Raw genomic sequence first — 25,951 nt, forward strand, 5'->3', positions numbered from 1 at the left:
AGCACGATTGATCTTCTCTCTGTATGACCGCCGTTGCGCCTGTTACGCAGGCCACTTCCATTCTAAGAATTAGAGGAAAGTTTTATGCGCACTACTGGTCATACGCGCTGGTTTATGGTGGCTCTTGTCACCCTTGGCACCATTTTATGCTACTTAACCCGCAACACGATTTCGGCCGCCGCGCCCACGTTGCAGGACAATCTGCACATCACCACCCAACAGTACTCATGGATTGTGGCGACCTTTTCCGCCTGCTACACCATTGCTCAACCGGTTGCTGGCTATGTCCTTGATACACTTGGCACCAAAGTGGGCTACACCCTGTTCGGCGCGATGTGGGGTATTTTCTGCATCGGCGCGGCTTTCACCAGCAGCTGGCAGGGTCTGGCCCTGTGTCGTGGTCTGGGCGGTTTTGCCGAAAGCGCGATGATCCCCGCCGGGCTGAAATCCGTCACCGAATGGTTTCCGGACGGCGAACGTTCCGTCGCCGTCGGCTATTTCAACGTCGGCTCCTCAATGGGGGCGATCATTGCGCCGCCGATGGTCGCATGGGCTATTTATATTCACAGCTGGCGTCTGGCCTTTATCATCGTCGGTATTGCCAGCGTGATTTGGGCGCTGGGGTGGTATCTGGTGTATAACCGCCCGGGCCAATGTAAAAGCCTGAGCAAAGAAGAGTACAACTACATCACCGCCGGTCAGCCGGAGAAAAAAACGGTAGATAAAGTGCATATCGGCCAGCTGCTACGCCAGCGCAAATTCTGGGGTATTGCGCTTCCCCGCTTTCTTGCCGAGCCGGCATGGGGGACCTTCAACGCATGGATCCCGTTGTTTATGGTGCACACCTACGGTTTTGATCTGAAGGATATCGCCATGTTCGCGTGGATCCCCATGCTGTTCGCCGACATGGGCTGCGTCATTGGTGGCTACTTACCGGGGATTTTCCAGCGCGCCTTCGGGGTCAATATTGTGGTGTCGCGTAAGCTGGTGGTGACTATGGGGGCGGCGCTGATGATTCTGCCGGGAATGGTCGGACTGTTCAGTAGCCCGTTCGTTGCGATTGCGCTACTGTGCGTCGGCGGTTTTGCCCACCAGTCGCTTTCCGGCGCGCTGATCACCCTTTCAGCCGATCTGTTCGACGCCAACGAAGTGGCGACGGCCAACGGCTTCACCGGGATGGCCGCCTGGACCGCGAGCACGCTGTTCGCGCTGGTCGTCGGCGCGCTGGCCGATACTCTGGGCTTTAGCCCGCTGTTTGCGGTGCTGGCGGCCTTTGACGTCATTGGCGCCGTCATTCTGTGGGCGCTGCTGAAATCGCCGCAGCCGCAGCAAGAAGTAAGCCCGGCCTGCTAAGCCGGGCCCGCGGTTACGGCATCAGCAAACTTTTTTTGACCTTCACGACCGCTTTTTTCAGCTCGCGGCGGTGGTCAGTGAGTATCCCCGGCTTATGCGGCTCGCCGGGGAGAAACACGGCGAACATACCGGCACGTAACGTTACCGACTGCGGGTTATCAATGGCGTCGCACAGCTGATAATCCTCGTCCGTATGCCACACATCACATTCCCTTGCGCTGTCGGCCACGCCAAAATCAATGCGCTCCTCCCCCACCAGCAGGATTTGTATATCGATAAATTCCGCGTGCAGCTCGGCCCGTTTCTCCGCCGCTGGCTGGGTCATAAACTGCATAACGTTCATATAAATATCGTCTCCCTGCAAAGGGTAACGGCCCGGCTCACGCTGCTGTGGCTGCGCCTGTAAAGCCAGCGTCAGAGCCGTGTGTAGAGCGGAGGGTAGCCCGGCGCAATCCGGGTAACGGCTATCACCAATAATCATTATGCTTCCTCTTCTGCCAACAGCGCGGCGCCAAGCAGGCCCGCGTCATGCCGGTGATGTGCGGCCACCACGGCCGTGTGAAAGGGGGACGGTTCCTGCGCCAGAAAGCCGGTCACCAGGGATAAGTAACCCTCCGCCAGGCCGACGCTGCCACCCAGCACCACACATTGGCAGTCATAGCTGGCTTTCAGGTCAGCAATCAGACGGGCCAGGGTTCGTGCCGAGCCCGTAATCAGGCGCGTTGCCTGCGGGTGCCCGCTCAGATGCTGCGCATAAATCGCCCGCGCATCCAGGCCAAGCAGGTCATCCTCGGCCTGAGCGGCAATGCCACGACCGGAAGCTATCGCCTCAACGCAACCGCGTCGGCCACAACCACACAGCGGCCCGTGCGGGTCCGCCAGCGTATGCCCAATATGCCCGGCGAGCCCCTGATGGCCGGTTATCAGCTTACCGTTGCCGATAATGCCGCCGCCGACGCCGGTTGACACCGTGATAAACGCCATATCGCGAACGGTAACCGGCAGCGCGCGATACTCGGCCCACGCCGCCGCCTGCGCATCGTTCACCGCCAGACACGGTAGCCCGGTTAGCGCGGTGAGGGTATCCACCAGCGGAAACTGCGCCAGCCCCCCCAGATTATCCGGGTTAAGCGCCGTTAACAGTCCGCTGCGAATAATGCCCGTAGAAGCCACCGCCACGCGCTGCGCACGACCGATAAGCGGCATAATCAGCGCATGCAGCGCCTCGCGCAGCGCGGTAGGCGTCTGGCTAGCGGGCGTCGGCAGTTCTCGGCGTGCAAGCACCTGCCGTTGAGCATTAATCAGCCCTGCAGCAAGTTTGGTGCCGCCGATATCAATCGCCAGCGTCGTCATACGCGCTCTCCGGTTATCGCCTCGCGATACCACTGGCAGATATGCTCAAGGCGGGTAATGGCCGACCCTACGGTGACAGCCCAGGCACCGTGCTGCATCGCCTGAGCGGCCTGCGCTGGCGAGTTGTATCGCCCTTCGGCTATCACCCGGAAGCCTTTGTGGCTCAGTGCCGCCACCAGCGCCAGATCCGGCGCCTGCGGCACCTCGTCGGTGGTATAGCCCGATAGCGTCGTTCCCAGAATATCCGCGCCCAGTTCATGGCAGGCCGCGGCGTCCTGGATCGACGAACAGTCCGCCATGGCCAGACGCTGATGGTGATGAATGCGGGCAATCAGCTCCGCTACCGCCACCGGGCGCGGGCGCTCGGTGCCATCGAAAGCGATAATGTCGGCACCGGCCTGCGCTAGCGCATCGACATCCTCAAGGTAGGGCGTGATACGCACCGCGGAATCGGCAAGATCGCGCTTGATAATGCCAATAATGGGGACGTCGATGAGCGGCCGCGTGGCCTGTAGGTTATTGATCCCTTCAATGCGCACCGCCACGGCTCCCGCCTGCACCGCCGCCAGCGCCATGGCGGCAACGATTTCCGGTTTATCTAACGGGCTACCGGGCACCGGCTGGCAGGAGACGATCAGTCCACCGTGCTGTTGAATGTTTGCATCCAGATTTTCTAACAACGACATAAGTACATCCTTAACTTCATTGTGCGCCCGGCGCGTCCGGGCGCCTTTAATTAATGCTTACCGCACGCCGGAACCGATTTCTCTGCATGCCGCGTCAACGCGCCGCTGAACGGCTTGCCGTCGATAGCATCATGGGTGCGCAGCGCTTCCGGACGGATCCAGCGCTGTACGCGGGAGGGCATATCCAGGCCGATGAGCAGAATCACGACAAACGTCAGGCCGAAGGAGAGCGAACCCAGCGCACTGCCCAGGCTCAGATGCTGCGCAACCAGTGCACCGATGACCGGTGCCGCCGCGCCGCCCAGCGCCCCCACGTTGTAGGTAAAGCCCAGACCTGCCGCTCGCTGGTCTGTATCGAAATACCCGCCGATAAGCTTCGGCAGAATCCCGGCAATCCCCTGCCCCAGCATCTGCTGGAAGAACAGCAGGATCCCCAGCCCCCAGATGCTGGAGCCGCCGATGGCAAATACGGGAATAATCAGTAACTGAGACGCCAGCAGGCTGCACACATAGGCTTTACGTGTCCCCAGCCAGTCGCCGAGGAAACCGCCGACGATGCAGCCCACCGCCGCGCCGAAGCCGCTGAAGAACAGCACCTGCGCAACGGTCGCCGGGTTGTAGCCAAGTTCGCTTTTCAGATAGGTTGGCAGCAGCGCCTGAATAGGCCACGAATAGAGGAAGGCGAACAGCACGACCACCATCAGCATGACGCCCGTTGGCCAACGCTTGCCGCTGCTTTGCACCATAAAGCTGATAAAGATCGCCGCACACAGCAGCGCCAGCAGCAGGATAATGGCCGGGTTATGCAGGTTTCCGGCAAAGCAGAACCACAGCGCCGCAGCGGCCAGGCAGGTCATCAGCACATTCAGCGCCCGCAGCCTGCCGCGATACAGAATATCGACCATGGTACGCACCGGAGTCTTATTGGCCTTGCGCTCCTTCCAGTCCTGCGTTTCAGGAATATTTTTACGCAACCACAGGGCGAAAATGATGGGCAGAATGCCGATGAAAAACAGCGCACGCCAGCCCCACACGGGGACAATCAGGCTGTAGACCTGCGCGGCGACAACCGCCCCTACTGAGAAGCCGGAGATCAGGAAACCGCTGGCCTTATTGCGCAGCTGTTTTGGCCAGCTTTCAATCACGTAGGTCGCACTGGAGCCGTACTCGCCCGCCATCCCCATGCCGATCACCATACGGGCGATAAACATGGAGGTGTAGCCCGGCGCCAACCCGCAGGCCAGCGTCCCCACCGAGAAGAGAATGATGCTGGTCACCATCGCCAGGCGTCGGCCATAGCGATCGCCCATCGCCCCTAACAGCAGGCCGCCGAACCAGCGAGAAATAAAGGCGGCGGAAATAATACTCGCCGCCTGGACGGTAGTGAGCTGAAACTCACTTTGAACCTCGGTTAACACCAGGGCAATTAAGACAAAGTCAAAACCATCAAGCAAATAGCCAAGCCATGCGGCTGAAAAAGCCCGCCACTGGGATTTATTAAGGTGTTTGTACCATGGAATGGCCTTTGTAATTCCACTCATGTTGCTCTCCTGTGATGAGCAAATTCCACTACCTATGTGCCTAAGGAGAGGGCGTCTCGCCCCCAAATGAAGTAAAACTCCATTTAATTTATTTACAAGAAGCAAAGCACCACAAGAAGCCTGCATGAAATCTGTGAACAACGTCATAGAGGTAAGCGTCAGGAAGTTTAAAAAAGGGATCTGAGTCACAGCATTAGCCCACACGGCCAGCCGCACGCGCAAAATGGCGGCAATTACGCGGTTTTTACGCCGATTTTCTTGCCTGACCGCAGACGCTGCCCCATCATGAACATCCACCGTCAGCGCGAAGAGCAGGAAGCAATGGAGAGTCCGAATTCACCGGTTAAGGCCGGAAAAATACTTGATACTCTGGGAGCCATGCAGAGCAGTCTGACCCGCGTCGGGCAGCGCATTGCCCACTACATCATGACCTCCCCACACCGAGTGACGCAGCTTTCTATCGCCGATCTTTCGCAGGAAATTAACGCCGGAGAAGCCTCGGTCATTCGCTTTTGTCGCCAGCTGGGCTACAAGGGTTTTCAGAATTTCAAAATGGAGCTCGCCATTGAGCTGGCGATGGTCGATAGCGACGACAGCAGCACGCTGCTGGACGCTGAAGTGGTGGAAAATGACGATGCCCATACGATTGGCCTGAAGCTACAGGGCGTCATCGCCAACGTGCTCTCTGAGACGCTCAACCTGCTGGACATGCACCAGGTTGAACAGGTCGTCGACGCACTGTACGCCTGTAACAGCGCCTATATCTTCGGCGTGGGTGCCTCGGGCATCACCGCTGAAGAAATGAAGCACAAGCTGATGCGCATTGGTCTGCGGGTAGACGCCCTGACCAATAATCACTTTATGTATATGCAGGCCTCCCTGCTTAAGCCAGGCGATGTGGCGGTCGGCATCAGCCATTCCGGCCATTCACCGGAAACCACCCACGCGCTGCATCTGGCGAAAGAAGCGGGCGCCACCACCGTTGCTCTCACCCACAATCTCGGCTCACCGTTAAGTAAAGTGGCTGATTTTACTCTGATTAATGGTAATCGACAGGGGCGATTGCAGGGCGACTCGATAGGGACAAAGACCGCACAGCTGTTTGTGCTGGATCTGATCTACACCCTGCTGGTGCAGAAAGATCCGGAACAGGCTAAAGCCAACAAACTGCGCACCATGGATGCGTTAACGGTTCCCCGTCAGGCTTGATTTAGTGCTATCGATCACACTCTGATACTCTCGCTTTTCGTCGTGGGTATCATTTCATCGCAAATTGGAGTTATGCTTCATTTAACTTTTAGTTAAGAAGAAAAACACCAATTGAGGTTTACATGGAAAAGCTAACAGGTCTTATCGCCGCACCGCATACCCCTTTCGACGCCCACGGTGAAGTGAACTATCCGGTCATCGACCAGATTGCCGAGCATCTTATTGGCCAGGGCGTAAAGGGCGTGTACGTGCTTGGCACCACCGGTGAGGGCATTCATTGTTCCGTTGCGGAGCGTAAACAAATTGCCGAACGTTGGGTGGCAGCCAGCCACGGTAAGCTAAGCATTACGTTGCATACCGGGGCGCTGAGCATCACCGACTCCCTTGAGCTGAGCCGCCACGCCGAGACGTTAGATATTTTCGCGACTTCAGTCATTGGCCCATGTTTCTTCAAACCGTCCAGCGTCGACGATTTAGTCGAGTACTGCCGGCTCAACGCCGCCGCTGCGCCGTCAAAAGGCTTCTACTACTATCACTCGGGGATGTCGGGTCTGAACCTGGATATGGAGCAGTTCCTGATCGCGGCGGCAGATAAAATCCCGAACCTGTCCGGTATGAAGTTTAACTCCAGCGACATGTATGAATTTCAGCGCTGCCTGCGCGTCAACAACGGCCAGTTTGATATTCCCTTCGGCGTGGATGAGTTTTTACCGGCCGGGCTGGCCTGCGGCGCGATCGGCGCGGTTGGCAGCACCTACAACTACGCCGCGCCGCTGTATCACCGCCTGATCGACAGCTTTAATCAGGGCAACCACCAGGACGTCGCGGCCTGCATGGACAAAGTGATCGCCATTATTCGTGTCCTGGTGCAGTACGGCGGCGTGGCGGCCGGCAAGCTGGCTATGCAGCTGCACGGCATTGATGTTGGCGACCCGCGTCGTCCGCTGCGCCCTATGACGGCGGAGCAGAAACAGGACGCACTGGCGAAATTCCGCGCGGCTGAGTTTATCTGAATGTGAGAGGGCGGCACGCACACCCTCGCCCCGGCCCTCTTCCTGAAAGGGAGAGGGGACATTTGAGTACCACAGTCTCCACCCGCACATTCAGTCCCCTCTCCCCTGCGGGGTGAGGGGGATACACTCCACCCCACATCCCTCCCCCAAATCCTGAAACCGGTTTTATTCCTGTACAAATCCAAGGCAGATCACACTTCTCCACATCCCACTTTGCATCACGCCAACTGTTTCTATAAAAGAAACACTAACAGCAATGATATGACGTCTCGTACCTTTAACACCCTCAAACCATGAGAACACCTCTATGTCAGAACAACCGATAACAGGATCTGCCGCCCGCTCGACCAGACGAGTACGCTTCTTTGTACTAGGCCTGGTGTTTATTAATATAATTATCAATTACATGGATAGAACAAACCTGTCCGTTGCGGCAACCCAAATGTCCGGCGAGCTGCAGTTTACCCCGCTGCAAATGGGGCTGATTTTCTCTGCATTTGGCTGGATCTATGCCGCTTTACAGATCCCCGGCGGCTTTCTGATTGACCGACTCGGTTCGCGTCTGGTGTACGGCGTGGGGCTGTTTATCTGGTCGTTGATTACCGCGCTGCATGCCATCGCCAACAGCTTTGGCTCGCTGGTTGGCCTGCGTTTAGGCGTGGGGGCCTTTGAAGCACCGGTGATGCCGTCAAACAACCGCGTGATCTCAAGCTGGTTCCCGGAGCAGGAGCGCGCAACGGCAATCGGTATCTACTCGTCCGCGCAGTTTGTCGGCATGGCGCTGATGACGCCGGTACTTTTCCACGTTCAGGATCTGTTCGGCTGGCGCGGGCTGTTCTTGATTACCGGCGTGGTGGGGATGATTTGGGGCGTGCTGTGGTACTGCGTATATCGCGATCCGCTGGATCACAAAACCGTATCGAAAGCCGAGCTGGATCATCTGCGTAAAGGCGGCGCGGTGATGGAGAGCCGCGAGAATGCCGCTAAACGCCCGTTCAGCTGGCAGGATCTGGGGCTGATGTTCAAAAGCCGCAAGCTGATTGGCATCTACTTCGGTCAGTTCACGATTTCAGCCACCTTCTGGTTCTTCCTGACCTGGTTCCCGACCTATCTGGTGCAGTACCGCCATATGGATTTTATTAAGTCCGGCTACGTCGCCTCTGTCCCTTACCTTGCCGCTTTCGTCGGCGTATTGCTGGCCGGGTTTGTATCGGACCGCCTGATTCGTCGCGGCGTCTCCACCAGCTTTGCGCGTAAAGCGCCGGTGATCCTCGGCATGGCGCTGACGCTGTTTATCCTTGGCGCCAACTACACCGATGACCCGACGCTTATCATCCTGTTTATGTCCATCGCCTTCTTCGGCAACGGCCTGGCAACGATTACCTGGGTATTTGTGACCGCACTGGCACCGCGTCATCTGATTGGTCTGGCGGGCGGGGTGTTCAACTTTACCGGCGCGCTCTCTTCCATCGTCGTGCCAATCGCCATCGGCGCGCTGATCGACGGCCACAACTTCGCGCCAGCGCTCGGCTTCATCGCCGTACTGGCCTGTCTGGGGATCGGCTCTTATCTGTTCGTGGTCGGCAAGATTGACCTCGACGGCGACAAAACTATGCCGTCAACCGGTCGCAAAGCGTAATGAGCTCGGCCAGCCGCGCGGCGGTCTGCTCCGGGGTGGCGTGATACATGCCGGCAAAGGCCAGCGCCGCCTTATGTGAGCCGAACTGAATCGGCTGCGCGAGGGAGAGTTCGCCGTCCTCGTGTGGCCAGACCACATGGCCCAGCTGGCGCTGCTGTTGAAGAAACGGCGCGATGCGCGTCATCTCTTCGGCGCTGAGGCGCTGAGCCAGTACCTCGTCCTCTTCGGCGGCGAGCAGCGCAATCCCGATGACCGACTGACAGGCCGGCATCATGTGAAAACCCGCCAGCGCCTGGCTGATATGGCTCCCCGGGCGTGAGTGGAAAATATAGATAACCTGGTCCTCCCACAGGACGCCCATCGCCACCACGATATCTTTCGGGGCGTAGGTTTCCAGCAGCGGGAGGGCCTTTGAGAACAACGTTGAACCACGGATCGCCTGGGCGGCCAGCGCGTGAATGCCGGGGCCCGGCAGGTAGCGGCGCTGCGCGTCCTGGGTGGTCAGGCCAATGGCCGCCATGGTCATCAGCAGACGGTTCACGCGGGTGGGGTTGATCCCCATCAGCCGCGCCAGTTCGCGACAACCGATAGCCCGATCGCTGGAAACCAGATATTGCAGGCAGCGAATGCCGTCGATAAGGCTTTGATTAGGTTGAGACGACATAGCGGGATCCCGTTTTTTTAAAGACTATTATTTTATCGCCAGAAAGGCAGGAATTACAATTTATGCAAATTTTCCAGCAAACCCATCAACGTGATTTTCCGCATCAGACCCTGCGTACCGATCTGCTGGTCGCCGGCGGCGGGCTGGCGGGACTGTGCGCCGCGCTGGCCGCCGCCCGCGACGGTTTACAGGTCGTGCTGGTGCAGGACCGTCCCGTCTTAGGCGGCAACGCCTCCAGCGAAGTACGCTTATGGGCCAACGGTGCCACCTCGCACATGGGTAACAACAATCGCTGGTCGCGCGAAGGCGGCATCATGGGTGAGATCCTCGAAGAGAACCTGTGGCGCAATAAAGAAGGCAACCCGATGATGTTCGACCTGCTGCTGCTGGATCTGGCGCAGCGCGAAAAGAACCTCACCCTGTTGCTCAACACCGCCATTTACGCGGTGGAACGCGAAGGCCTGCGCATCACCGAAGCCACCGGCTTTAACGCGGTTAACGAAACCTTCTACCATATTCAGGCTGCGCAGTTCTGCGATGCCACCGGCGACGGCGTGCTCGGGCATCTGGCGGGCGCTGAGTACCGCGTTGGTGCAGAAGACGCCGAAGAGCTGGGCGAAAAAATGGCTCCCGGCGATAACTTCGGTCACAAGCTCGGCCACTCAATCTATTTCTACACCCGCAAAAGCAGCGAGCCGGTAAAATTTGTACCGCCCTCTTTCGCGTTGCAGGATATTGAAGCCATCCCGCGCTACAAGCGACTCACCTCCACGCTGAACGGCTGCGATCTGTGGTGGCTGGAATGGGGCGGCCGTCTCGACACCGTGCATGACAGCGAGCAGATCAAATGGGAGCTGTGGAAAATCGTCTGGGGCGTCTGGGACTACATTAAGAACTCCGGCGAATTCCCGGAAGCTGAAAACCTGACCATCGAATGGGTTGGCTCGATTCCCGGCAAGCGCGAAAGCCGCCGCTTTATTGGCGATCATCTGCTGTGCCAGCAGGACATTATTGAGCAGCGTGACCACTACGATGCGGTGGGCTACGGCGGCTGGTCCATCGACCTGCATCCGGCGGACGGCGTTTACAGCCAGCACGACGGCTGCCGTCAGTTCCACAGCAAAGGCACCTACACCATTCCGTACCGCAGCCTCTACAGCCGCTCGCTGGACAACCTGTTCCTCACCGGACGACTGATTTCCGCTTCTCACGTTGCCTTCGGCAGCGCCCGCGTGATGTGCACCTGCGGCCTGCTCGGCGAAGTGGTGGGCCGTGCGGCCGCCCTGTGCCATCAGCATCAGTTGAGTGCGCCGCAGCTGGCAGAAAGCGCGAACATCGGCAAATTACAGCAGCACCTGCAGCAAACCGGCTGCTACATTCCACGCCAGCAGCTGCATGATCCGGCGCGCGGCGCGCGGGTGAGCGCCAGCAGCGAACTGGCGCTGACGGCCCTGCCCGCCAGCGGTCGCTGGATGGCGCTGGATGAGCGCATGGCGCTGCTGCTGCCGGTGAAAGAGGGTGAATCCTTACCGGCAATGCGCTTTACCCTGCGCGCCGCCAGCGCGCAGCCGGTCAGCATCAGCCTGCTTGCCAGCGACAAAGTCGCCAATTACTGCGCCGATACGCTGCTCGACGAGCAGACGTTAACGGTGCAGGAAGCCGGTGACTACAGCGTGGAATTTGGCTGGCGTAGCGATGTCGATCGCTATGTCTTTATCGCCTTCACGCCCAATAGCCACGTCGAAATCGCGCTGAGCGATGTGGCGCTGCCGGGTATTATGACGGTGTTCAACAGCCAGAACGCCCGCGTGGCGAAACATCCACGTCAGGTGGTGGACGGCGATTTTGGCGTCGACGCGTTTGATTTCTGGGTACCGCGTCGCCGTCCGCATCAGATTATGCCCGCAATTCAGTTTGCCGCGCCGCTGCGCTGCTATGACGTACAGAGCCTGCTCAACGGTCGCCTGCGCCCCGAACAGCAGATTAACGGCTGGGCTCCCGCACTGGACGACGCTGCGCCGCGTCTGACCTGGACGTGGGATGCGCCACAACCCCTACAATCGCTGACGCTGATGCTGGATAACGACTTTGATAACGCGATGGAAACCGTGCAGATGGGCCACGCGGAAGCGGTCACGCCACACTGCACCACCCACTACCGCCTGTGGGCTGACGATACGCTGATTGCCGAGGTGAAGGACAACCACCATTCGCTGTGCCAGCACACGCTGGATGACCTGCTCCCCGTTGATTAGTACACCCCGATGTTAGTAATGTCTTCATAAGCCACATGAGGACATCCCCATGAAGAAGCGTTTTTCCGACGAACAGATCATCAGTATTCTCCGCGAAGCCGAAGCTGGGGTACCCGCCCGTGAACTCTGCCGCAAGCATGCCATTTCCGATGCCACGTTTTACATCTGGCGTAAGAAGTATGGCGGTATGGAGGTGCCTGAAGTTAAGCGCCTGAAGTCGCTTGAGGAAGAGAACGCCAGACTCAAGAAGCTGCTTGCCGAAGCCATGCTGGATAAAGAGGCGCTTCAGGTGGCTCTTGGGCGAAAGTACTGACGACAGACCAGAAGCGGGAAGCCGTGATGTTGATGTGTGATGCGACCGGTCTGTCGCAACGTCGTGCCTGCAGGCTTACAGGTTTATCCCTGTCGACCTGCCGCTATGAGGCTCACCGTCCGGCTGCTGATGCGCATTTATCAGGGCGCATCACTGAGCTGGCACTGGAGCGCAGGCGTTTTGGCTACCGTCGTATTTGGCAGTTGCTGCGCCGTGAAGGGCTTCATGTTAATCATAAGCGCGTGTACCGGCTTTATCACCTCAGTGGCCTGGGCGTAAAACGCAGAAGACGTCGTAAAGGGCTGGCAACAGAACGTCTGCCGCTGCTCCGTCCGGCGGCGCCCAATCTGACCTGGTCGATGGATTTCGTCATGGACGCACTTTCCACCGGTCGCAGGATCAAGTGTCTTACCTGCGTCGATGATTTCACAAAGGAATGCCTGACGGTCACTGTTGCCTTTGGGATTTCAGGCGTTCAGGTCACGCGTATTCTGGACAGCATTGCACTGTTTCGAGGCTATCCGGCGACGATAAGAACTGACCAGGGGCCGGAGTTCACTTGCCGTGCACTGGATCAATGGGCCTTTGAGCATGGTGTTGAGTTGCGCTTAATCCAGCCGGGCAAGCCAACGCAGAACGGATTTATTGAGAGCTTTAACGGACGATTTCGCGATGAATGTTTGAATGAGCACTGGTTCAGCGATATCGTTCATGCCAGGAAAATTATTAATGACTGGCGGCAGGATTATAACGAATGCCGCCCGCACTCCACGCTGAATTATCAGACACCGTCTGAATTTGCAGCGGGCTGGAGAAAGGGTCATTCTGAGAATGAAGATTCCGACGTTACTAACTGAGTGTTGTATCTAATCGTGGGGGCAGGTCAATTACAGAACAACATCCATCGTTGACATAAGTGTATTTTAAGGTTTAAATTCCATCGTCCACTTTTAAATCAGGAGATAAAGCATTATGTCTAATTCTTTGATGAGTTCTGCGCAAACCAGCTCAAAGGCTCGAATAGTACGGGTCGTGGGTAAGATCAAAGTTGTTCGTTCTAGTAAGCAGCGACAAACCTGTGCTGAGTCCATATTTCAGGAAAGACAGGTGAACATCAGGATTCGAGCTGCTCTTGGACACCTCAGTGAAAAAAACTCTTTATACAATAAAAACAATCGACATAAAACTTTGGGCGTTTTTTTTGCACGTATCATCTCGCACAAAAATCAGGCCGAAAACTCGCAAGGTAATGCGTCTAAATCAACTAAAAGTACCTCATCCGGCTCAAGCGAAGGTAGTGATCCTGACCCTGAAGCTTATTCAAGCTTGGCTTTTTTGTTTTCTTTTTGGTCCTTTCTTTCCCTTCTAATTTCATTACTTTTTGTATATGCCTGCATCTCAATCATTGAGGTGGTAGCATGAGCATATATGAGCAATCCAGAACATCTCTATCTGAACTTGTTTCCACAAGTGAGTTAGCACATCTATTAAACCTTAAAGCCCAAACAATTCGAAAATGGCTTTGCCAAGACAAGCTGCCTAATGGTTTACCACGCCCAAAGAAAATTAACAGCCGACATTATTGGTTACGCAAAGACATTGATAGGTTCCTATTAACCTTCTCAGTATATTGTAATTAACAGCAGCATCAAAATCATAACTCCCCAGCTATTCTAAAGAATAGCTGGGTTAATTAACAGAAACAATCCGTCGATAAAAGATACTAAATCACACCGTTTATCACATTTTACATTAACGAAAGTCAAGGATACATATGAAAAAACGCATCACTTTCAGCGCAAACAAAAAATCAACTATTGATGCAATTGACGACTATAGCAATGCAAAAGGATATTCTAGGTCAGAGGTGATATCATTTTTGTTAAACGCCACAGCCCCAGCATTGAATAAAATAACATCGCAATATCATATAGCTCAAACTTTGGAGTCAACATTAGGCTGTATTTTTGAAGAGAAGGCCCCCTCAATCGCACGGGGTGAGCCAAAATTAACTTACGAAGAGTTTTTTTATTCCGTCTGGAACACTCACATTCGACACCGGAACGAGGTTGTCGATCAAGATTTTTATGCGCACAAAATACCTCATGATAAGATGGGTAAGAGCGAAAAAAAATTAATTCATGAAAAGCTCTCATACATTATAAAAAGTTTCAATGTAAAAAAAGCAATTTTTATTTACACAGATCGGCGCGTGAACCACAAACATCTCATTGCAGGAGGGTTATCTAAGGAAGGTGCGAATAAGCAGGTCATTTCTTCCCAAGCTGACTCGCTGATTAAAATTTCGCGGATCTGGGCCGATTTTTTTCCCGCAAACAATCGAATCAGCCTATTTAGGCTATTTTTTCCACCATTTCTGGCGTTATTTCCGGTTTTTACTGAGATCTCTCCCACTGACGTATCATTTGGTCCACCCGAAACAGGTTGGCCAGGGTGAATAACATCGCCAGTTGGTTATCGTTTTTCAGCAGCCCCTTGTATCTGGCTTTCACGAAGCCGAACTGCCGCTTGATGATGCGAAACGGGTGCTCCACCTTGGCACGGATGCTGGCTTTCATGTATTCGATGTTGATGGCCGTTTTGTTCTTGCGCGGATGCTGCTTCAAGGTTTTTACCCTGCCGGGACGCTCGGCGATCAGCCAGTCCACATCCACCTCGGCCAGCTCCTCGCGCTGTGGCGCTCCTTGGTAGCCGGCATCGGCTGAGACAAATTGCTCCTCTCCATGAAGCAGATTACCCAGCTGATTGAGGTCATGCTCGTTGGCCGCGGTGGTGACTAGGCTGTGGGTCAGGCCACTCTTGGCATCGACACCAATGTGGGCCTTCATGCCAAAGTGCCACTGATTGCCTTTCTTGGTCTGATGCATCTCCGGATCGCGTTGCTGCTCTTTGTTCTTGGTAGAGCTGGGTGCCTCAATGATGGTGGCATCCACCAAAGTGCCTTGGGTCATCATGACGCCTGCTTCGGCCAGCCAGCGATTGATGGTCTTGAACAATTGACGGGCCAGTTGATGCTGCTCGAGCAGGTGGCGGAAATTCATGATGGTGGTGCGATCCGGCAGGGCGCTATCCAGGGATAATCGGGCAAACAGGCGCATGGAGGCGATTTCGTACAGGGCATCTTCCATGGCACCGTCGCTCAGGTTGTACCAATGCTGCATGCAGTGAATACGCAGCATGGTCTCCAGCGGATAGGGCCGTCGGCCATTGCCCGCCTTGGGATAAAACGGCTCGATGACAGCGGTCATATTCTGCCATGGCAGAATATGCTCCATGCGGGAGAGGAAAATCTCTTTTCGGGTCTGACGGCGCTTAGTGCTGAATTCACTATCGGCGAAGGTGAGTTGATGGCTCATGATGTCCCTCTGGGATGCGCTCCGGATGAATATGATGATCTCATATCAGGAACTTGTTCGCACCTTCCCTAACGAATCCGAATTTGAACTGACCGTAACGCAGATACCCGACGAACAGCGTATCTGCTTCTGGCCGCAGTACTTTGGCTCTATCCCACAATGGATAACGCTGGAACCCCGCATTTTCGCCTGGATGGACCGCTTCTGTGACGAGTACAACAGTGGTATCTGGTCCTTTTACACGCTCAGCAATGGCGGCGCGTTTATGGCCCCTGATGCTGACGTTGACGATAAATGGCATCTGTTCAACGGTATGAACGGCAATGGCGCGGACATGAGTGCTGAAGCCGCAGGCATTGCTGTCTGCCTGATTGAATACAGCCATCACGCCTGCCGTACAGAGTGTGACGCAATGACCGCGCACTATTACCGCCTGCGGGACTATGCCCTGCAGCATTCTGAAGCCCACGCCATTTTGCGTATCATTGACTGACCGGAGGAGCAACGAATGAAACAGCTTTCCTTTTTACCCGGCGAGATAACGCCACAGGACCGGCGTCTCATTCAGCGGGCGCTCAGGGCTCTGGAGCGGCACCTGCATGAGCCTGGGGTAGCCTTCACCTCCACTCATGCCGTCCGGGAGTGGTTGCGGCTGCATATGGCCGCGCTTGAACGGGAAGAGTTCCGGGTGCTGTATCTGAACCAGCAGAACCAGTTGATTGCCCACGAAACCCTGTTTGCCGGTTCTATTAGCAGTACCGAGGTACATCCCCGCGAGGTGGTCAAGCGCGCTCTGTACTTCAACGCGGCAGCGGTAATACTGGCGCATAACCATCCTTCCGGCGAGACGACGCCCAGCCAGGCTGACAAAGCCCTCACGCAGCGACTGGTTCAGGTACTTCAACTGGTGGATATCCGTGTCCCTGACCATCTGATTGTCGGCGGCAGGCAAATCTATTCGTTCGCAGAACACGGTCTGCTGTGAGGTATTACATGAAAATTATCAGTAAACGCCGGGCAATGACGATATACCGCCAGCATCCTGAGTCCCGAATCTTTCGTTTCTGCACCGGCAAATACCAGTGGCACGGTAGCGTCTGCCATTACACCGGCAGGGACGTTCCGGATATCACAGGAGTCCTGGCGGTATACGCCGAACGCCGCCAGGACCGCGAGGGGCCTTATGCCTGCCTGATGAGCATCACCCTGAACTGACAATAAAGAGGTTATCAATGAGCAAAATCACATGGGGTCTGCAGCGTGATATCACGCCACGTCTGGGAGCCCGTCTGGTGCAGGAAGGCAACCGACTGCATTATCTGGCTGACCGGGCCAGCATGACCGGCAAGTTCAGTGACATCGAATACCGGAAGCTGGATGAAACATTCCCGCACTTTATCCGCCAGATGGAATCGATGCTGACCACTGGTGAACTCAGCACCCACCATGCCCACTGCGTTACCCTGTACCACAACGATTTAACCTGCGAAGCCGACACCCTTGGCAGTTGCGGCTACGTATACATCGCCATTTACCCCACTCAGCGTTAATTACCTTCACGAGAGCAAACATGAAAACTTTACCTGCAACAACTCAGCGGGCGGTGAAGCCCTGCCTGTCACCCGTGGCTGTCTGGCAAATGTTACTGACACGTCTGCTGGAACAGCACTATGGTCTGACAATAAACGACACGCCATTCTGCAATGAGGCTGTGATTAAGGAACACATCGATGCCGGTATCACCCTAGCCGATGCCGTGAATTTTCTGGTAGAAAAATACGAGCTGGTTCGTATAGACAGGAAGGGATTTAGCTGGCAGGAACAATCTCCTTATCTCCGGGCTGTAGACATTCTGCGAGCGCGGCAGGCAACTGGCTTGTTGCGGCAAAGCCGTAACAACGTAGTACGATGAACATTGCGTACAACCTTCCCGATTTACATTTCTGAACTTCCTCCCTTGTTTACCTATTGCGTAATGCGCCTGCTACTACCCGGCGGGCGCGTTATCTTTTTACGGACAAACAATCATGCAACCAGAAGTTGAAGTATTAACCGATCATAATGAGCTAATTTGTTCGAGCTTTATTGAACACATTGCCAACACATTAAATTTAGGAGTGGTGTAGACATGGACAACTAAACCTGCAGCCACGGATGTATAGTGAGCGAAGCCCTATCAGGCCTTTTTGGTCAGTAGATAAGATTGATCTTCGTTGATAGAATTTACTTACACCAGCTGTTACATGAAAATAATTTTTTGGTGGGAGAATGATAAGATCTTACGTAAGAATTTGATTTTAATGGTGCGATAATAGGAACAGTACACAAAGGTTATGACCATTGTTTTTGTTGGATTTTTTATTGTTCAGTTTTTATAGATACCCCCAAAAGTACCCCCATATCTTTTTCCGCCCCTGAAATTTGGTTATTATTCATACAGCACATCAGGCAGTAACGCTCTCCCTTCAACCCGCTTATTGTATGATAGTGCTATCCCACAATAAGGAATCAGCCAGCCATGAGAATGACCAGCCGCAAAAAAGAGATACTCAGCTATTTTGAACCGGATAACCTCGAATGGGTGACAGGTGAAATTGGTACGCCGCCGTTCGATGTGTCGGGTGTGGCCTACCTTCTTCATGGCATGGTGTCGTTCGATAAGCGCCACCCGCTCGAATCCACCCGGCGAACTCTTGAAAGCATGGTTGCCGGGGGGCTACTGGAACGTGTGACAGTGTATGAATCGCGGCAGGTAAAAAGCGGCGGTGAGACTAGCGCTACGGTCGTGCGCTACGGTTTACCGGGACAGTGTGCCGTTGTGCGAGATAGTGGCGGCGCTGATAACGCAATATCAGGCGAATACATGCGGGTCAGTTAAGAGCCTGCAATCTGTCGTTAATGTTGTTCAGGTCGTAAACCCGGCGTTCAATATCCAGCATCAGGAAATGTTACATGCGGAATAATCCCGTATCTACCTGCGCGGCGCTGGCTTCTTCCACTGGTAGGCAGGTGATCGCATCATTTCGCGGAATTTGTCACGCCGGGCTATATCGGCATTAACTGAGCGTTCTATCTCCCGTTGATCTGCCGGGGTTAGCTGGTGGCCTTCGTGCTCCAGTTTGGCAGCGGTCAATAAAGCTATTTCGCGTGGTGTCATACGCCATACCCTTTGGAAGGATGAAACACGCCCGGATTAAATTTTATTTTTCGCGGGTATAAACATTCGATGAGGCGGGCAGTCCTTAAGGCTCAGGGTTGCAGAGATTTGGCCTCCCCCTCCCGGTGATAGTTTATTGCTTGATGTGGACGGCTTGCTATATTGGCGGCGAATGCAAATTGTCGCAGAAGTCTATCCCGTTCCCTGACGCCCGTGCGGGCGTTTTGCTTTTACAGAGTCAGGCCAATGCCTCTGGCTGCTTTCCCCGTCTTACGCTCAATCACGCCCGTGATTCTGTCCACTACTGGCGCGGGTCTCGCCTCATATGGGCTTTGGTTCTGTCCTGAACAGTCCAGTATTTCAACATCGGTGACTATACGGATTGCTAACATGCGCCGCTTTTTTTAACCCTTCGCAGATCCCGCCTTGCTTGCATTGAAACGGATCTCGCTAAACTCAGCTCAAGCCGTGCGATTCTGTCGGCATGTAGCCCCATGAATCCGTTAATCAATGTCATCTCGCGCCATTCTTCTGTTCCCGGCGTCGGATTATTCGCCAGTAATAGCCCGTATCTCTCAGCCAGCATGAGGTTTCTTGCACGATTTCGCACCAGCGGAGAAAGCGCCTCGCCCCCCTCAAATGGGAAGAATGCCCGCCGACTGCGTTCGCCATGCTTGACGGCATTAGTATTGCCCAATGGTGCGCCTGCGCCTTTCCGCTTGCCACCCCATCCCGATCTTGATTGTTGGCTATTTTTTTTCATTTAACGGCTCACTGTGCGCAAAAACCTTAACAAACCCTAACAATACCTTAATAAAACTGTATATCTAACTTCCGCCATCTATTGCGAACGGATAGCGCCCAAGCCAGCAATAACAGGCATCTCCGCTATTTTTCGAATGAGCAATTCGCGCTTAGAAATTACTGCTAATTCGCAGTTAGCATTCGTCAGGTAGTACGCACGTTGAATGCGCGGTTTTGCTGCGTACCTGACTGCGTACCAGTGGAACGAGCCAGATATTTAGGACGTCCTGAATCAGGATTTGGCTTCCAGCCCACTACTGGCGCGGGTCTGGCGCTGCTAGGGTTTTAAATCCGTCCTAACCAGTCCTAAATTTTCCGCCGTTTGGGTGCGTACCTGACTGCAAACCATCGCCCCGCTGGTGGTCTACCGTTGCCTCTTGCCGCCATTTAACCGGAAGGCGTTACCGTTCGGTTGCGCTATCCCCATGCGGTGCTGAGTTTCGGTGACAGCGTTATGCAGGTCGCAAAAGTTCTCAGCCTTCACGGGCGGGCGCTTCACGTTATCCAGACACGTTTCACGGCGGCGCTTTATCCATTCCCGATCATCGTCCTCAGCACAAAGCATCATGACTTCCTGCCAGCGCGTCGCAGCCCTGCGATACAGCCCCTTTGCTTCCAGAGCCTCTGCTTTACTATCGTTGACCATGCTTATCTCCCTCAGAATGGCGTTTCATCGTCGAATGGTGGGCGCTGGTCGTATTCATCACGGGATGGCTGCTGCGCACGTCTCAGCGCGTCCGTTGCCTGTCCCTGCTGTCCTGCCTTCCCGCCGGGGCGTACCGTTCTGGCGCTGATCACACTGTCGGCTACTACCTGATACCCCTGCTGTGTACCGCCGTCCTGCCCTGTCCACTGGTTGAGTTGCATATTGCCTGCCACGCTCACAAGGTCGCCTTTCTGGTGCTTTGCCAGCGCATCGGCCTGCTTCCCAAAAGCAATAACGCCCAGCCAGAAGGTTGACTCTCCCGCCTCTGCCGCATTACAGGGGAGCGACACCGCCAGCCGCGCCATCGCCATGTTGTTACCGTTCGTTGTGGTGCGGGTCTGGGGATCTGCCACCAGCCGCCCGTATGCTGATAGTTGTGCTGTCATTAAGCGCCCTCCATTCTTGATAACGTGTTGTCAATATTCCCGGCGGCTCGTTTCAGGTAGTCCATGCTGTCATTTAGCCGGGATAATTCGCCAGCCAGTAACAAGGCCGCCGCCTCCTGCGCGGTGAACCCCAGCGCTTCAATCTCTCTAATAACTTCTATCTGCTTTTTATGATGTTCGTTCATTTTTTCGCCCTTTAGCTGAATCATACCCCCCCCCTGTAAATCTTTTTTGGGGTGTAATATCCCTACCAAACCCTACTAATCGGGAAAACCCAGATATGGCGCGGCTTTCAGGCTAGTAGGGAATTGTTTTTCTTACCCTACTTAACCCTACTTATCCCTACCAAATACCAAAAAACGGTTATGTGTGGCTTCTTGTTTAGTAGGCATATGTAGGGATAAGTAGGGATAAATATATATATCCCTACCAGTCTACAAACCCCGTCATTACTGGCCTTAAATGACTTTGTAGGGATAGGTAGGGATAAATCAGGGGTAAACTATTCCTCGCCCCCTTCGGCGGTGCTGCTGCCATATGCTCGCGGTATAAACTCCTCCGCCAGCTCATTGATCCCGACGTTCGTCTGCGCTCTGCCGTTAATGCTGCGTGTCAGGTAGCTGGCCCGGTATTCTCTGGCGGCTGATTTAATGGCGCGTGAGAACTTGTTGACGGAAAGCGGCTTACCCAGCCCGTGATATTCCATGAATGCCAGATACAGATGATAGAGATACACCCTCGGCTCTGGCTGGCCCGCCCACGTTCCGCCGCCCATCATCAGGCCCCTCGGCTCGTTCATAAAATACAAGGCCGCGCACATGTCTATAACCGGATCTGTCCCGCGCTTAACGCCCAACGCCTCTGCGGAATCGCGCTGCTCGATTAAAAGCGTTTTAGCTTTGTTCTGGTCGGCAAACATTGCCAGCAAGTGACGAATAATTACCGGCATTTCACGGCGGATCTTCGCTGTCAGGTCGGGGTCTTTCTCCGCTTCTGATACCGGATTATCGAACGGGAATATCACACGGCGGCGGGCAATGCCCCCGCTGCGCTCGGTAAAGGTCATTGGTTCGTTGTTGGTTGCGAGAACAACGGCATTCAGCACGGCGGTGAACTGCTTTTCATACTTACCATCAATCTCTACCGGGTCGCCGCCTGTAATGGCCTTTATCCCTGCGCCTTCGCCAACATAGCGGGTCTGGTCTGGCATGATAATCAGGCTTTTTCCCACAAGCTGCGCCCGCCCTCTGGCTGTGTCTAGCGTTCCCATGCTGGCGCTGGCTGTGTTGTGCTCACCTGCCAGTGATACGGCTATGCTGCTAAATACAGATTTCCCGCTGCCGCCTTCCCCGGTTACTTCTATAAATAGCTGCCAGTCATGACGGCGAGCCAGAACCATAAACAACGCCGCCTTAATCCGCGCGGCTCTGTCGCCATTCCCTCCGGTGGCGTGATTAATCCAGCGGGTGAAATTCGGCGCATGGGTTGCAAGGGTCTCCCCGCGCTCCGCTGGCGTGTATTCAATGCCGTTGTGATTCATCAGCCAGTTATCAGGCGCGTGCGGTCTGAACTCCTGCGCTTTCAGGTCATAAATTCCGTTACTGAATCCGATACAATCCGCTGGCTGCTCTCCGGTGGGCGGGATCTGTAGCTTCATGGTGGCTACAACCGACTTAACGCCTTTCTCCGTGTAATGCGCCTCGTGTTCGTCGAATATTGCCACCATCTCCCGTTCAAGCTCTGCCTCTGGCAGCCTCTCCCAAACCCCGCAAGCGTACCGATAAACCGCCTGACTGTCGGTGTTTACTGCCAGACGCTCCCACCGGGCAGACAGTAGCCGCGCCTTCTGGCTCGCGGCCATCTGTGAAATATCCCCGGCCTCTGCGCTCCGGCGTTTTTTACCGCCCTCAATGGCCTGTAGCTGCGGTTTCACATCTTCCCCCTGCGGTTGGTACATTGAATCGTTAAATGCTGCTGTAGCGGTTTCCAGCCCGTGCTGCTGGTGATAGTCGTTCCAGTCGGCTTTGTAGTCTGTCGGTGGCATTGATACCCAGCCAGCCACGGATAAGGCGGCTTTCTCTGCGGCCTCCCTGCCTGTATTGGCTTCTCCGTTTTGGTGGTGGTCGTTGTCTGCGGCGATAATAATTTGCGCCTTCGGGTGTTTACGGCGCATCACTTCGGCAACGGGTAGCAGGTTGCCAGCGTCAATTGCTGCCACTGCCAGCGCGTCCGGGCGCATCAGGTGAACTGAAAGGGCCGTCGCCAGCCCCTCGGCAATTAAAACGCTCTGCGGCGATTCTGGCGCGTTTACGGCGTGATATGCCCCGCGCTTTGCCGAACCCGTCAGAAGTCGCTTTTCTCCATGCGGTGTAATAGTCTGCGCTGCTGCCACTGCGCCGGATTCGTCCACCAGCTCCAGCAATAACGAACCATCAGGCATAAGCGGGTATTTAAACCCGGTCAGCCCTTTTGATTGCAGGTACTCAGCTTCGCCCTGTATGGCTCTCTGGCGCATTCCGGCATACAGACGGGAAAACGTAGCCCGGCGCTGCTCTGCGTCCTCTGCGGCCTTTTTCTGGCGCTCCTGCTCATGCCGCTGGCGGTCAGCTTCCAGTTGCTCCCTTCTCTGGCTCGCTGCCGTCGGGTCGGTTTCTGTCTCCCGGTAATCAATACCCAGCACATCAGCGGCAAGCTGTGCCGCCTCCGTGGTGTCGCAGTTGTTCACTTTCTTAATCAGGTCTAAGCCGTCGCCAGCGCCGCACTGGTTGCAGATAAAGCTGCCGCGCCCGTTGTCGTCGAACCGGAAGCGATCCGTGCCGCCACATGCAGGGCAGGGGGCATGGCGGCGTGATGAATCAGGCACGTCGATAGACAGGCCAGCCAGCACATAAGGCCAGTTGCCAGCGGCGGCGGTGGTCACTTCGCGGATAAGGTCGATATTACGCATTCGTGTACCTCCCTCAGTGCGCCAGCGGCATTTCAGGCCAGCCGTTTTCATTCAGATCGGCAATGAAGTGATCGTGTAGCTCTGCCAGCGTTTCACGTCCGAACGGGGTCAGCTCGCCGCGCTCCGTATCCAGCATGGCCTGATAAAACACAATGGCTTTTTCCGTACCCTGTTCGACGCCGTATCGCTCAATCATTGCGCCCTCGATGTTGCTCGCCATCGCAAGACGTTCCGCGAACGGATAAACCGGAAGTGCCGCTTTGCCATTGGAGTAAATCGCTACCTGCGATGATGTGCCGTCAGACTCAGTAACGGAGGTTGTGCCGTTCTCGCGCTTCATTTCAGCAACGAAACAGGCCGCAATCAGCCAGCGCCACATAGTGACGTTATGCTGCGCGGTAAAGTCGAACCAGCCACGCGCCCCGCCGTCAGCCACTGCAAAATGCAAGGCAAATCCTTCATCAGGCTTATTGTCATACTCACCCGCATCCAGACGTACTACGACTTTTTCGTAGTTGATAAGAGCAACATGCTCATACATCCCGGCATCATTGCGGGTCATGATGTTTACGCCGTGCGGTGTGGCTTCTGCGTGGAACAGGTCGGGATTTCCCGGTTTAATGGTCAGTACGTTGCTCATGCTTTGCCCTCCCGATATTCACGCATTACATGGTCAGCCAGCTTGCTTTCAGCCTCGCTCATTGCTTCGGGTACACCGTGTAACAGCGTCAGAATGGAACCAATCAGGCGCGGTAAATCGGGATCTGTTTTATTGGTAGTGCTCTCCAGCCACATGGATAAAACAGCCTGTGCCTGTTCAATCTGGCAGGCAGCATCAATCAGTTGTAACTGGCTCATGCGCTGGCCTCCGCATCAATTCTGGCTATATCGACAATCGTCAGGACTTTACTCAACCAGCAATACACGATAGCGGCCTGTTCATCGTCGAGTTGAGTGACTAAATCGGTCATAACGTGAGCCAGTCCATCGCGGGCGCGGGTCATCCGCTCTGCTGTACGGTCTGCAAGCGTAAAATCATCCGGGTAATCCTGCTCGCGGGATAACATCGCTTCGGCTTCAAGCTCGGACGGATGGCGGTATAAAGCGTTAATGTTCATGCTGCCACCTCACGAACGCGGGTAATCTGGATGTGGGAAAGGCGTTCATTTCTGGCCTGATTTAGCGCCTCAGCTTTGGCGCTGATCGCGCTGCGGGCGTCAACGATATAAACGAACTCGACTAATTCGCCGCTCCGGGCGGTGGCGCATCCTGCAACACGGAAGTAATTAAGCATGTGCGCCCCCTGTGCGAATACGTCCGGCGAAAAAGCAAACGTGATCCCGCGCCAGTGAACGGCGGGCTTCCTGCTCAGTCTCTGCGGCGATATGGTGAATTTTGGCGGTAATTGTCGGCATATCGCGGCGAACGGCTGCGATTAACCAGATGAATTGCGGATTTTGGGTAGGGATAGTAGCCAGCATAGCGGCAGCCTCTGTGGAATGATGTTTGAAATCACCACCAAAGACGCCAATCACTGGTGGTGAACTGAACGAGGTTGGCGTACCGGCTTCCACAGATACCGGCGCATCTTTCGATGCCCTCGCCCAGCCCACCATTGAAGGATGTAGCCGTGCGACGCACACAAAAAAACCGCATTTAGCGCGGTTGTGCGCTGTGGATAATTGCAGGACGCCAATCCCGGCACCAGATTTTGCTGGTGCGCTATAACCATAAACCGGGTTGGCGATAGTCGGCAAGCCCTTTTTTATGGACTCCAGAAACTCACCTTCGCGCACGCGCGTACTGGTCTCGAAACTCTCCTCGTCACCACGACGAGAAAATGAGGAGCTGGCATTAGCTGGCACTGTTATGCCAGCTTTACCCTCATGCGCGTGCGCGATCCCGCGCAAGGTACACATCAGGCCAGCCAGGGGAAAGGCTCTTTTCTGGACGGCGGGCATTAGTGAACCTCCGGCAATTGAGGCTGATATTTGCGCCATAGCTCCGCTTCTTCGGCGATCAGGCGGGACTTCTCACCTTTACAGGCTTGCAGGTCTTTACCGCGCTTGCTGGCCTTCTTGTCGTAAGCTGCTTTGCGTTTGCTGTGGTCGTTCAGGAAGGCGAACGGCACACCATAGGAGCCAGTTTTACGAATAGACGGGATAACCTCGCGGAATACCCAGTTAGTGAAACGATGTGCGAACGTTCCGGCAGTGGTGGCCTTGCGGCTGCGGGCGATCAGTTTGTAGAAGCCAGACTCTGAAACTGTCCGCATGTTCTGATTACCTCCGGGGGTATAAGTTAAACTTACCCCCTTTTCATCGTCATCAAGCGCGGCAATTGCCATGCTGTGATTAGATAGCTCCAGCGCCTCGCAAACGTCTTTGGCAATAAACCACGGATTACCGTCACAATTCACAATGCGGACTTTCTTACCCTCAAACCGGATAACGGAAATATCGCTTTCAGTAACGGCAAGAATATCCTTCTGGCAGGCGTTGGATTGTGGGGCGGCCTCCGAACTGAATCGGCTTTTTTCGATAGTCAT

Annotated in this window: 33 protein-coding genes and 1 pseudogene; 15 read left to right on the top strand and 19 right to left on the bottom strand. The window is 55.1% G+C overall.

What is annotated here, in order from left to right; translation table 11 throughout:
• Positions 1-84 precede the first annotated feature (84 nt).
• Positions 85-1,353 (top strand): MFS transporter, encoded by a 1,269-nt coding sequence (locus tag H7R76_RS18415; RefSeq protein ID WP_106928149.1) that lies wholly within the window; start codon positions 85-87, stop codon positions 1,351-1,353.
• Between the two features lie 13 nt (positions 1,354-1,366).
• On the opposite strand, the gene nanQ is transcribed toward H7R76_RS18415, so the two are convergent.
• Genes nanQ through H7R76_RS18435 form a run of 4 tightly spaced genes read right to left on the bottom strand, consistent with a single transcriptional unit; the run spans position 1,367 to position 4,933 of the window.
• The gene (gene nanQ / locus H7R76_RS18420) at positions 1,367-1,834 is read right to left on the bottom strand and encodes an N-acetylneuraminate anomerase (RefSeq protein ID WP_106928151.1); all 468 of its coding nucleotides are present in this window, start codon (positions 1,832-1,834) and stop codon (positions 1,367-1,369) included.
• Complete coding sequence (nanK, locus tag H7R76_RS18425; protein ID WP_182934658.1) at positions 1,834-2,706, bottom strand: N-acetylmannosamine kinase; 873 nt, start codon at positions 2,704-2,706, stop codon at positions 1,834-1,836. The genes nanQ and nanK overlap by 1 nt, the downstream gene beginning before the upstream one ends.
• Entirely contained in the window at positions 2,703-3,392 is a 690-nt protein-coding gene (locus H7R76_RS18430) for an N-acetylmannosamine-6-phosphate 2-epimerase (protein WP_106928155.1), read from the bottom strand. The genes nanK and H7R76_RS18430 overlap by 4 nt, the downstream gene beginning before the upstream one ends.
• A 50-nt stretch (positions 3,393-3,442) precedes the next feature.
• Positions 3,443-4,933 (bottom strand): MFS transporter, encoded by a 1,491-nt coding sequence (locus H7R76_RS18435; protein WP_182934657.1) that lies wholly within the window; start codon positions 4,931-4,933, stop codon positions 3,443-3,445.
• Positions 4,934-5,254: 321 nt separating this feature from the next.
• Here H7R76_RS18435 and H7R76_RS18440 point away from each other — a divergent pair, with 321 nt between their 5' ends.
• The 3 genes from H7R76_RS18440 (at position 5,255) to H7R76_RS18450 (ending at position 8,794) form a co-directional block, all read left to right on the top strand.
• The gene (locus H7R76_RS18440) at positions 5,255-6,142 is read left to right on the top strand and encodes a MurR/RpiR family transcriptional regulator (RefSeq protein WP_106928205.1); all 888 of its coding nucleotides are present in this window, start codon (positions 5,255-5,257) and stop codon (positions 6,140-6,142) included.
• 122 nt (positions 6,143-6,264) lie between these two features.
• A complete protein-coding gene (locus tag H7R76_RS18445; protein WP_182966035.1) occupies positions 6,265-7,155 on the top strand; it encodes a dihydrodipicolinate synthase family protein in 891 nt (296 codons plus the stop codon).
• Positions 7,156-7,462: 307 nt separating this feature from the next.
• Positions 7,463-8,794, top strand: coding sequence for an MFS transporter (locus H7R76_RS18450; RefSeq protein ID WP_182966038.1), 1,332 nt, complete (start codon positions 7,463-7,465; stop codon positions 8,792-8,794).
• Here the strand turns inward: H7R76_RS18450 and H7R76_RS18455 are convergent.
• Positions 8,766-9,458, bottom strand: a complete 693-nt coding sequence (locus tag H7R76_RS18455) for an IclR family transcriptional regulator (RefSeq protein ID WP_182966040.1) — start codon at positions 9,456-9,458, stop codon at positions 8,766-8,768. The genes H7R76_RS18450 and H7R76_RS18455 overlap by 29 nt on opposite strands.
• Before the next feature lie 62 nt (positions 9,459-9,520).
• On the opposite strand from H7R76_RS18455, the gene H7R76_RS18460 reads away from it, so the two are divergent.
• The 5 genes from H7R76_RS18460 (at position 9,521) to H7R76_RS18480 (ending at position 14,484) form a co-directional block, all read left to right on the top strand.
• Positions 9,521-11,713 carry an FAD-dependent oxidoreductase gene (locus H7R76_RS18460; protein ID WP_182966042.1) on the top strand — a complete coding sequence of 731 codons (2,193 nt, stop codon included), beginning with the start codon at positions 9,521-9,523 and terminating at the stop codon, positions 11,711-11,713.
• 49 nt (positions 11,714-11,762) lie between these two features.
• Positions 11,763-12,883 (top strand): IS3-like element ISSen4 family transposase gene (locus H7R76_RS18465; protein WP_096147877.1). Its coding sequence is split into 2 segments (ribosomal slippage): positions 11,763-12,021 and positions 12,021-12,883, totalling 1,122 coding nucleotides; the frame shifts between segments, so codons are not numbered across the junction.
• Positions 12,884-12,998: 115 nt separating this feature from the next.
• A complete protein-coding gene (locus tag H7R76_RS18470; protein ID WP_032296090.1) occupies positions 12,999-13,448 on the top strand; it encodes a hypothetical protein in 450 nt (149 codons plus the stop codon).
• Entirely contained in the window at positions 13,445-13,666 is a 222-nt protein-coding gene (locus tag H7R76_RS18475; protein WP_003847740.1) for a helix-turn-helix domain-containing protein, read from the top strand. The genes H7R76_RS18470 and H7R76_RS18475 overlap by 4 nt, the downstream gene beginning before the upstream one ends.
• Positions 13,667-13,800: 134 nt before the next feature.
• Positions 13,801-14,484 carry a YagM family protein gene (locus tag H7R76_RS18480; RefSeq protein WP_227673913.1) on the top strand — a complete coding sequence of 228 codons (684 nt, stop codon included), beginning with the start codon at positions 13,801-13,803 and terminating at the stop codon, positions 14,482-14,484.
• Here the strand turns inward: H7R76_RS18480 and H7R76_RS18485 are convergent.
• On the bottom strand, positions 14,423-15,403 hold the full coding sequence (locus H7R76_RS18485; RefSeq protein ID WP_068815383.1) for an IS5-like element ISKpn26 family transposase: 981 nt from the start codon (positions 15,401-15,403) through the stop codon (positions 14,423-14,425). The two genes, H7R76_RS18480 and H7R76_RS18485, sit on opposite strands and share 62 nt — an antisense overlap.
• A gap of 34 nt (positions 15,404-15,437) precedes the next feature.
• Between H7R76_RS18485 and H7R76_RS18490 the strand changes: the two genes are divergently transcribed.
• From H7R76_RS18490 to H7R76_RS18515, 6 genes are all read left to right on the top strand, one after another.
• Positions 15,438-15,896, top strand: a complete 459-nt coding sequence (locus tag H7R76_RS18490) for an antirestriction protein (RefSeq protein WP_159359444.1) — start codon at positions 15,438-15,440, stop codon at positions 15,894-15,896.
• Between the two features lie 15 nt (positions 15,897-15,911).
• Positions 15,912-16,388, top strand: coding sequence for a JAB domain-containing protein (locus H7R76_RS18495; RefSeq protein ID WP_003031345.1), 477 nt, complete (start codon positions 15,912-15,914; stop codon positions 16,386-16,388).
• 8 nt (positions 16,389-16,396) lie between these two features.
• Complete coding sequence (locus H7R76_RS18500) at positions 16,397-16,618, top strand: DUF987 domain-containing protein (protein WP_003031346.1); 222 nt, start codon at positions 16,397-16,399, stop codon at positions 16,616-16,618.
• A 17-nt stretch (positions 16,619-16,635) separates the two neighbouring features.
• Positions 16,636-16,953, top strand: coding sequence for a type IV toxin-antitoxin system YeeU family antitoxin (locus H7R76_RS18505; protein WP_003031347.1), 318 nt, complete (start codon positions 16,636-16,638; stop codon positions 16,951-16,953).
• A 20-nt stretch (positions 16,954-16,973) separates the two neighbouring features.
• Positions 16,974-17,315, top strand: coding sequence for a type IV toxin-antitoxin system toxin YkfI (gene ykfI, locus H7R76_RS18510; protein WP_003031349.1), 342 nt, complete (start codon positions 16,974-16,976; stop codon positions 17,313-17,315).
• Positions 17,316-17,921: 606 nt separating this feature from the next.
• Positions 17,922-18,281, top strand: coding sequence for a hypothetical protein (locus tag H7R76_RS18515; protein WP_182966044.1), 360 nt, complete (start codon positions 17,922-17,924; stop codon positions 18,279-18,281).
• Here H7R76_RS18515 and H7R76_RS18520 read toward each other — a convergent pair.
• The 13 genes and pseudogenes from H7R76_RS18520 to H7R76_RS18575 form a co-directional block, all read right to left on the bottom strand.
• Positions 18,274-18,351 (bottom strand): annotated as a pseudogene (locus H7R76_RS18520) (plasmid pRiA4b ORF-3 family protein); the annotation flags it as partial. The gene H7R76_RS18515 and the pseudogene H7R76_RS18520 sit on opposite strands and share 8 nt — an antisense overlap.
• Positions 18,352-18,374: 23 nt before the next feature.
• Entirely contained in the window at positions 18,375-18,560 is a 186-nt protein-coding gene (locus H7R76_RS24945) for a hypothetical protein (RefSeq protein ID WP_227673914.1), read from the bottom strand.
• Between the two features lie 385 nt (positions 18,561-18,945).
• Positions 18,946-19,323: a hypothetical protein gene (locus H7R76_RS18525; protein ID WP_072205851.1), complete on the bottom strand. Its 378-nt coding sequence runs from the start codon at positions 19,321-19,323 to the stop codon at positions 18,946-18,948.
• A 405-nt stretch (positions 19,324-19,728) separates the two neighbouring features.
• Positions 19,729-20,010 (bottom strand): PerC family transcriptional regulator, encoded by a 282-nt coding sequence (locus H7R76_RS18530; RefSeq protein WP_182966046.1) that lies wholly within the window; start codon positions 20,008-20,010, stop codon positions 19,729-19,731.
• A gap of 11 nt (positions 20,011-20,021) precedes the next feature.
• The gene (locus H7R76_RS18535; RefSeq protein ID WP_182919194.1) at positions 20,022-20,456 is read right to left on the bottom strand and encodes a single-stranded DNA-binding protein; all 435 of its coding nucleotides are present in this window, start codon (positions 20,454-20,456) and stop codon (positions 20,022-20,024) included.
• The gene (locus tag H7R76_RS18540; protein WP_048293909.1) at positions 20,456-20,665 is read right to left on the bottom strand and encodes a hypothetical protein; all 210 of its coding nucleotides are present in this window, start codon (positions 20,663-20,665) and stop codon (positions 20,456-20,458) included. Before H7R76_RS18540 ends, H7R76_RS18535 begins: the two co-directional genes overlap by 1 nt.
• Positions 20,666-20,958: 293 nt before the next feature.
• Positions 20,959-23,403 carry a phage/plasmid primase, P4 family gene (locus H7R76_RS18545; RefSeq protein ID WP_182966048.1) on the bottom strand — a complete coding sequence of 815 codons (2,445 nt, stop codon included), beginning with the start codon at positions 23,401-23,403 and terminating at the stop codon, positions 20,959-20,961.
• Between the two features lie 13 nt (positions 23,404-23,416).
• The gene (locus H7R76_RS18550) at positions 23,417-24,043 is read right to left on the bottom strand and encodes a hypothetical protein (RefSeq protein WP_182966050.1); all 627 of its coding nucleotides are present in this window, start codon (positions 24,041-24,043) and stop codon (positions 23,417-23,419) included.
• Positions 24,040-24,261 (bottom strand): hypothetical protein, encoded by a 222-nt coding sequence (locus H7R76_RS18555; protein WP_001651014.1) that lies wholly within the window; start codon positions 24,259-24,261, stop codon positions 24,040-24,042. Before H7R76_RS18555 ends, H7R76_RS18550 begins: the two co-directional genes overlap by 4 nt.
• Positions 24,258-24,521, bottom strand: a complete 264-nt coding sequence (locus tag H7R76_RS18560) for a nicotinic acetylcholine receptor subunit beta (protein WP_182966052.1) — start codon at positions 24,519-24,521, stop codon at positions 24,258-24,260. The genes H7R76_RS18555 and H7R76_RS18560 overlap by 4 nt, the downstream gene beginning before the upstream one ends.
• Positions 24,518-24,697, bottom strand: coding sequence for a hypothetical protein (locus tag H7R76_RS18565; RefSeq protein ID WP_001565828.1), 180 nt, complete (start codon positions 24,695-24,697; stop codon positions 24,518-24,520). Before H7R76_RS18565 ends, H7R76_RS18560 begins: the two co-directional genes overlap by 4 nt.
• On the bottom strand, positions 24,690-25,403 hold the full coding sequence (locus tag H7R76_RS18570) for a host cell division inhibitor Icd-like protein (RefSeq protein WP_227673915.1): 714 nt from the start codon (positions 25,401-25,403) through the stop codon (positions 24,690-24,692). Before H7R76_RS18570 ends, H7R76_RS18565 begins: the two co-directional genes overlap by 8 nt.
• Positions 25,364-25,951 carry a BRO-N domain-containing protein gene (locus H7R76_RS18575; RefSeq protein ID WP_048232220.1) on the bottom strand — a complete coding sequence of 196 codons (588 nt, stop codon included), beginning with the start codon at positions 25,949-25,951 and terminating at the stop codon, positions 25,364-25,366. Before H7R76_RS18575 ends, H7R76_RS18570 begins: the two co-directional genes overlap by 40 nt.

The organism is Klebsiella sp. WP8-S18-ESBL-06 (assembly GCF_014169755.1).
Taxonomy (GTDB): domain Bacteria; phylum Pseudomonadota; class Gammaproteobacteria; order Enterobacterales; family Enterobacteriaceae; genus Kluyvera; species Kluyvera ascorbata_B.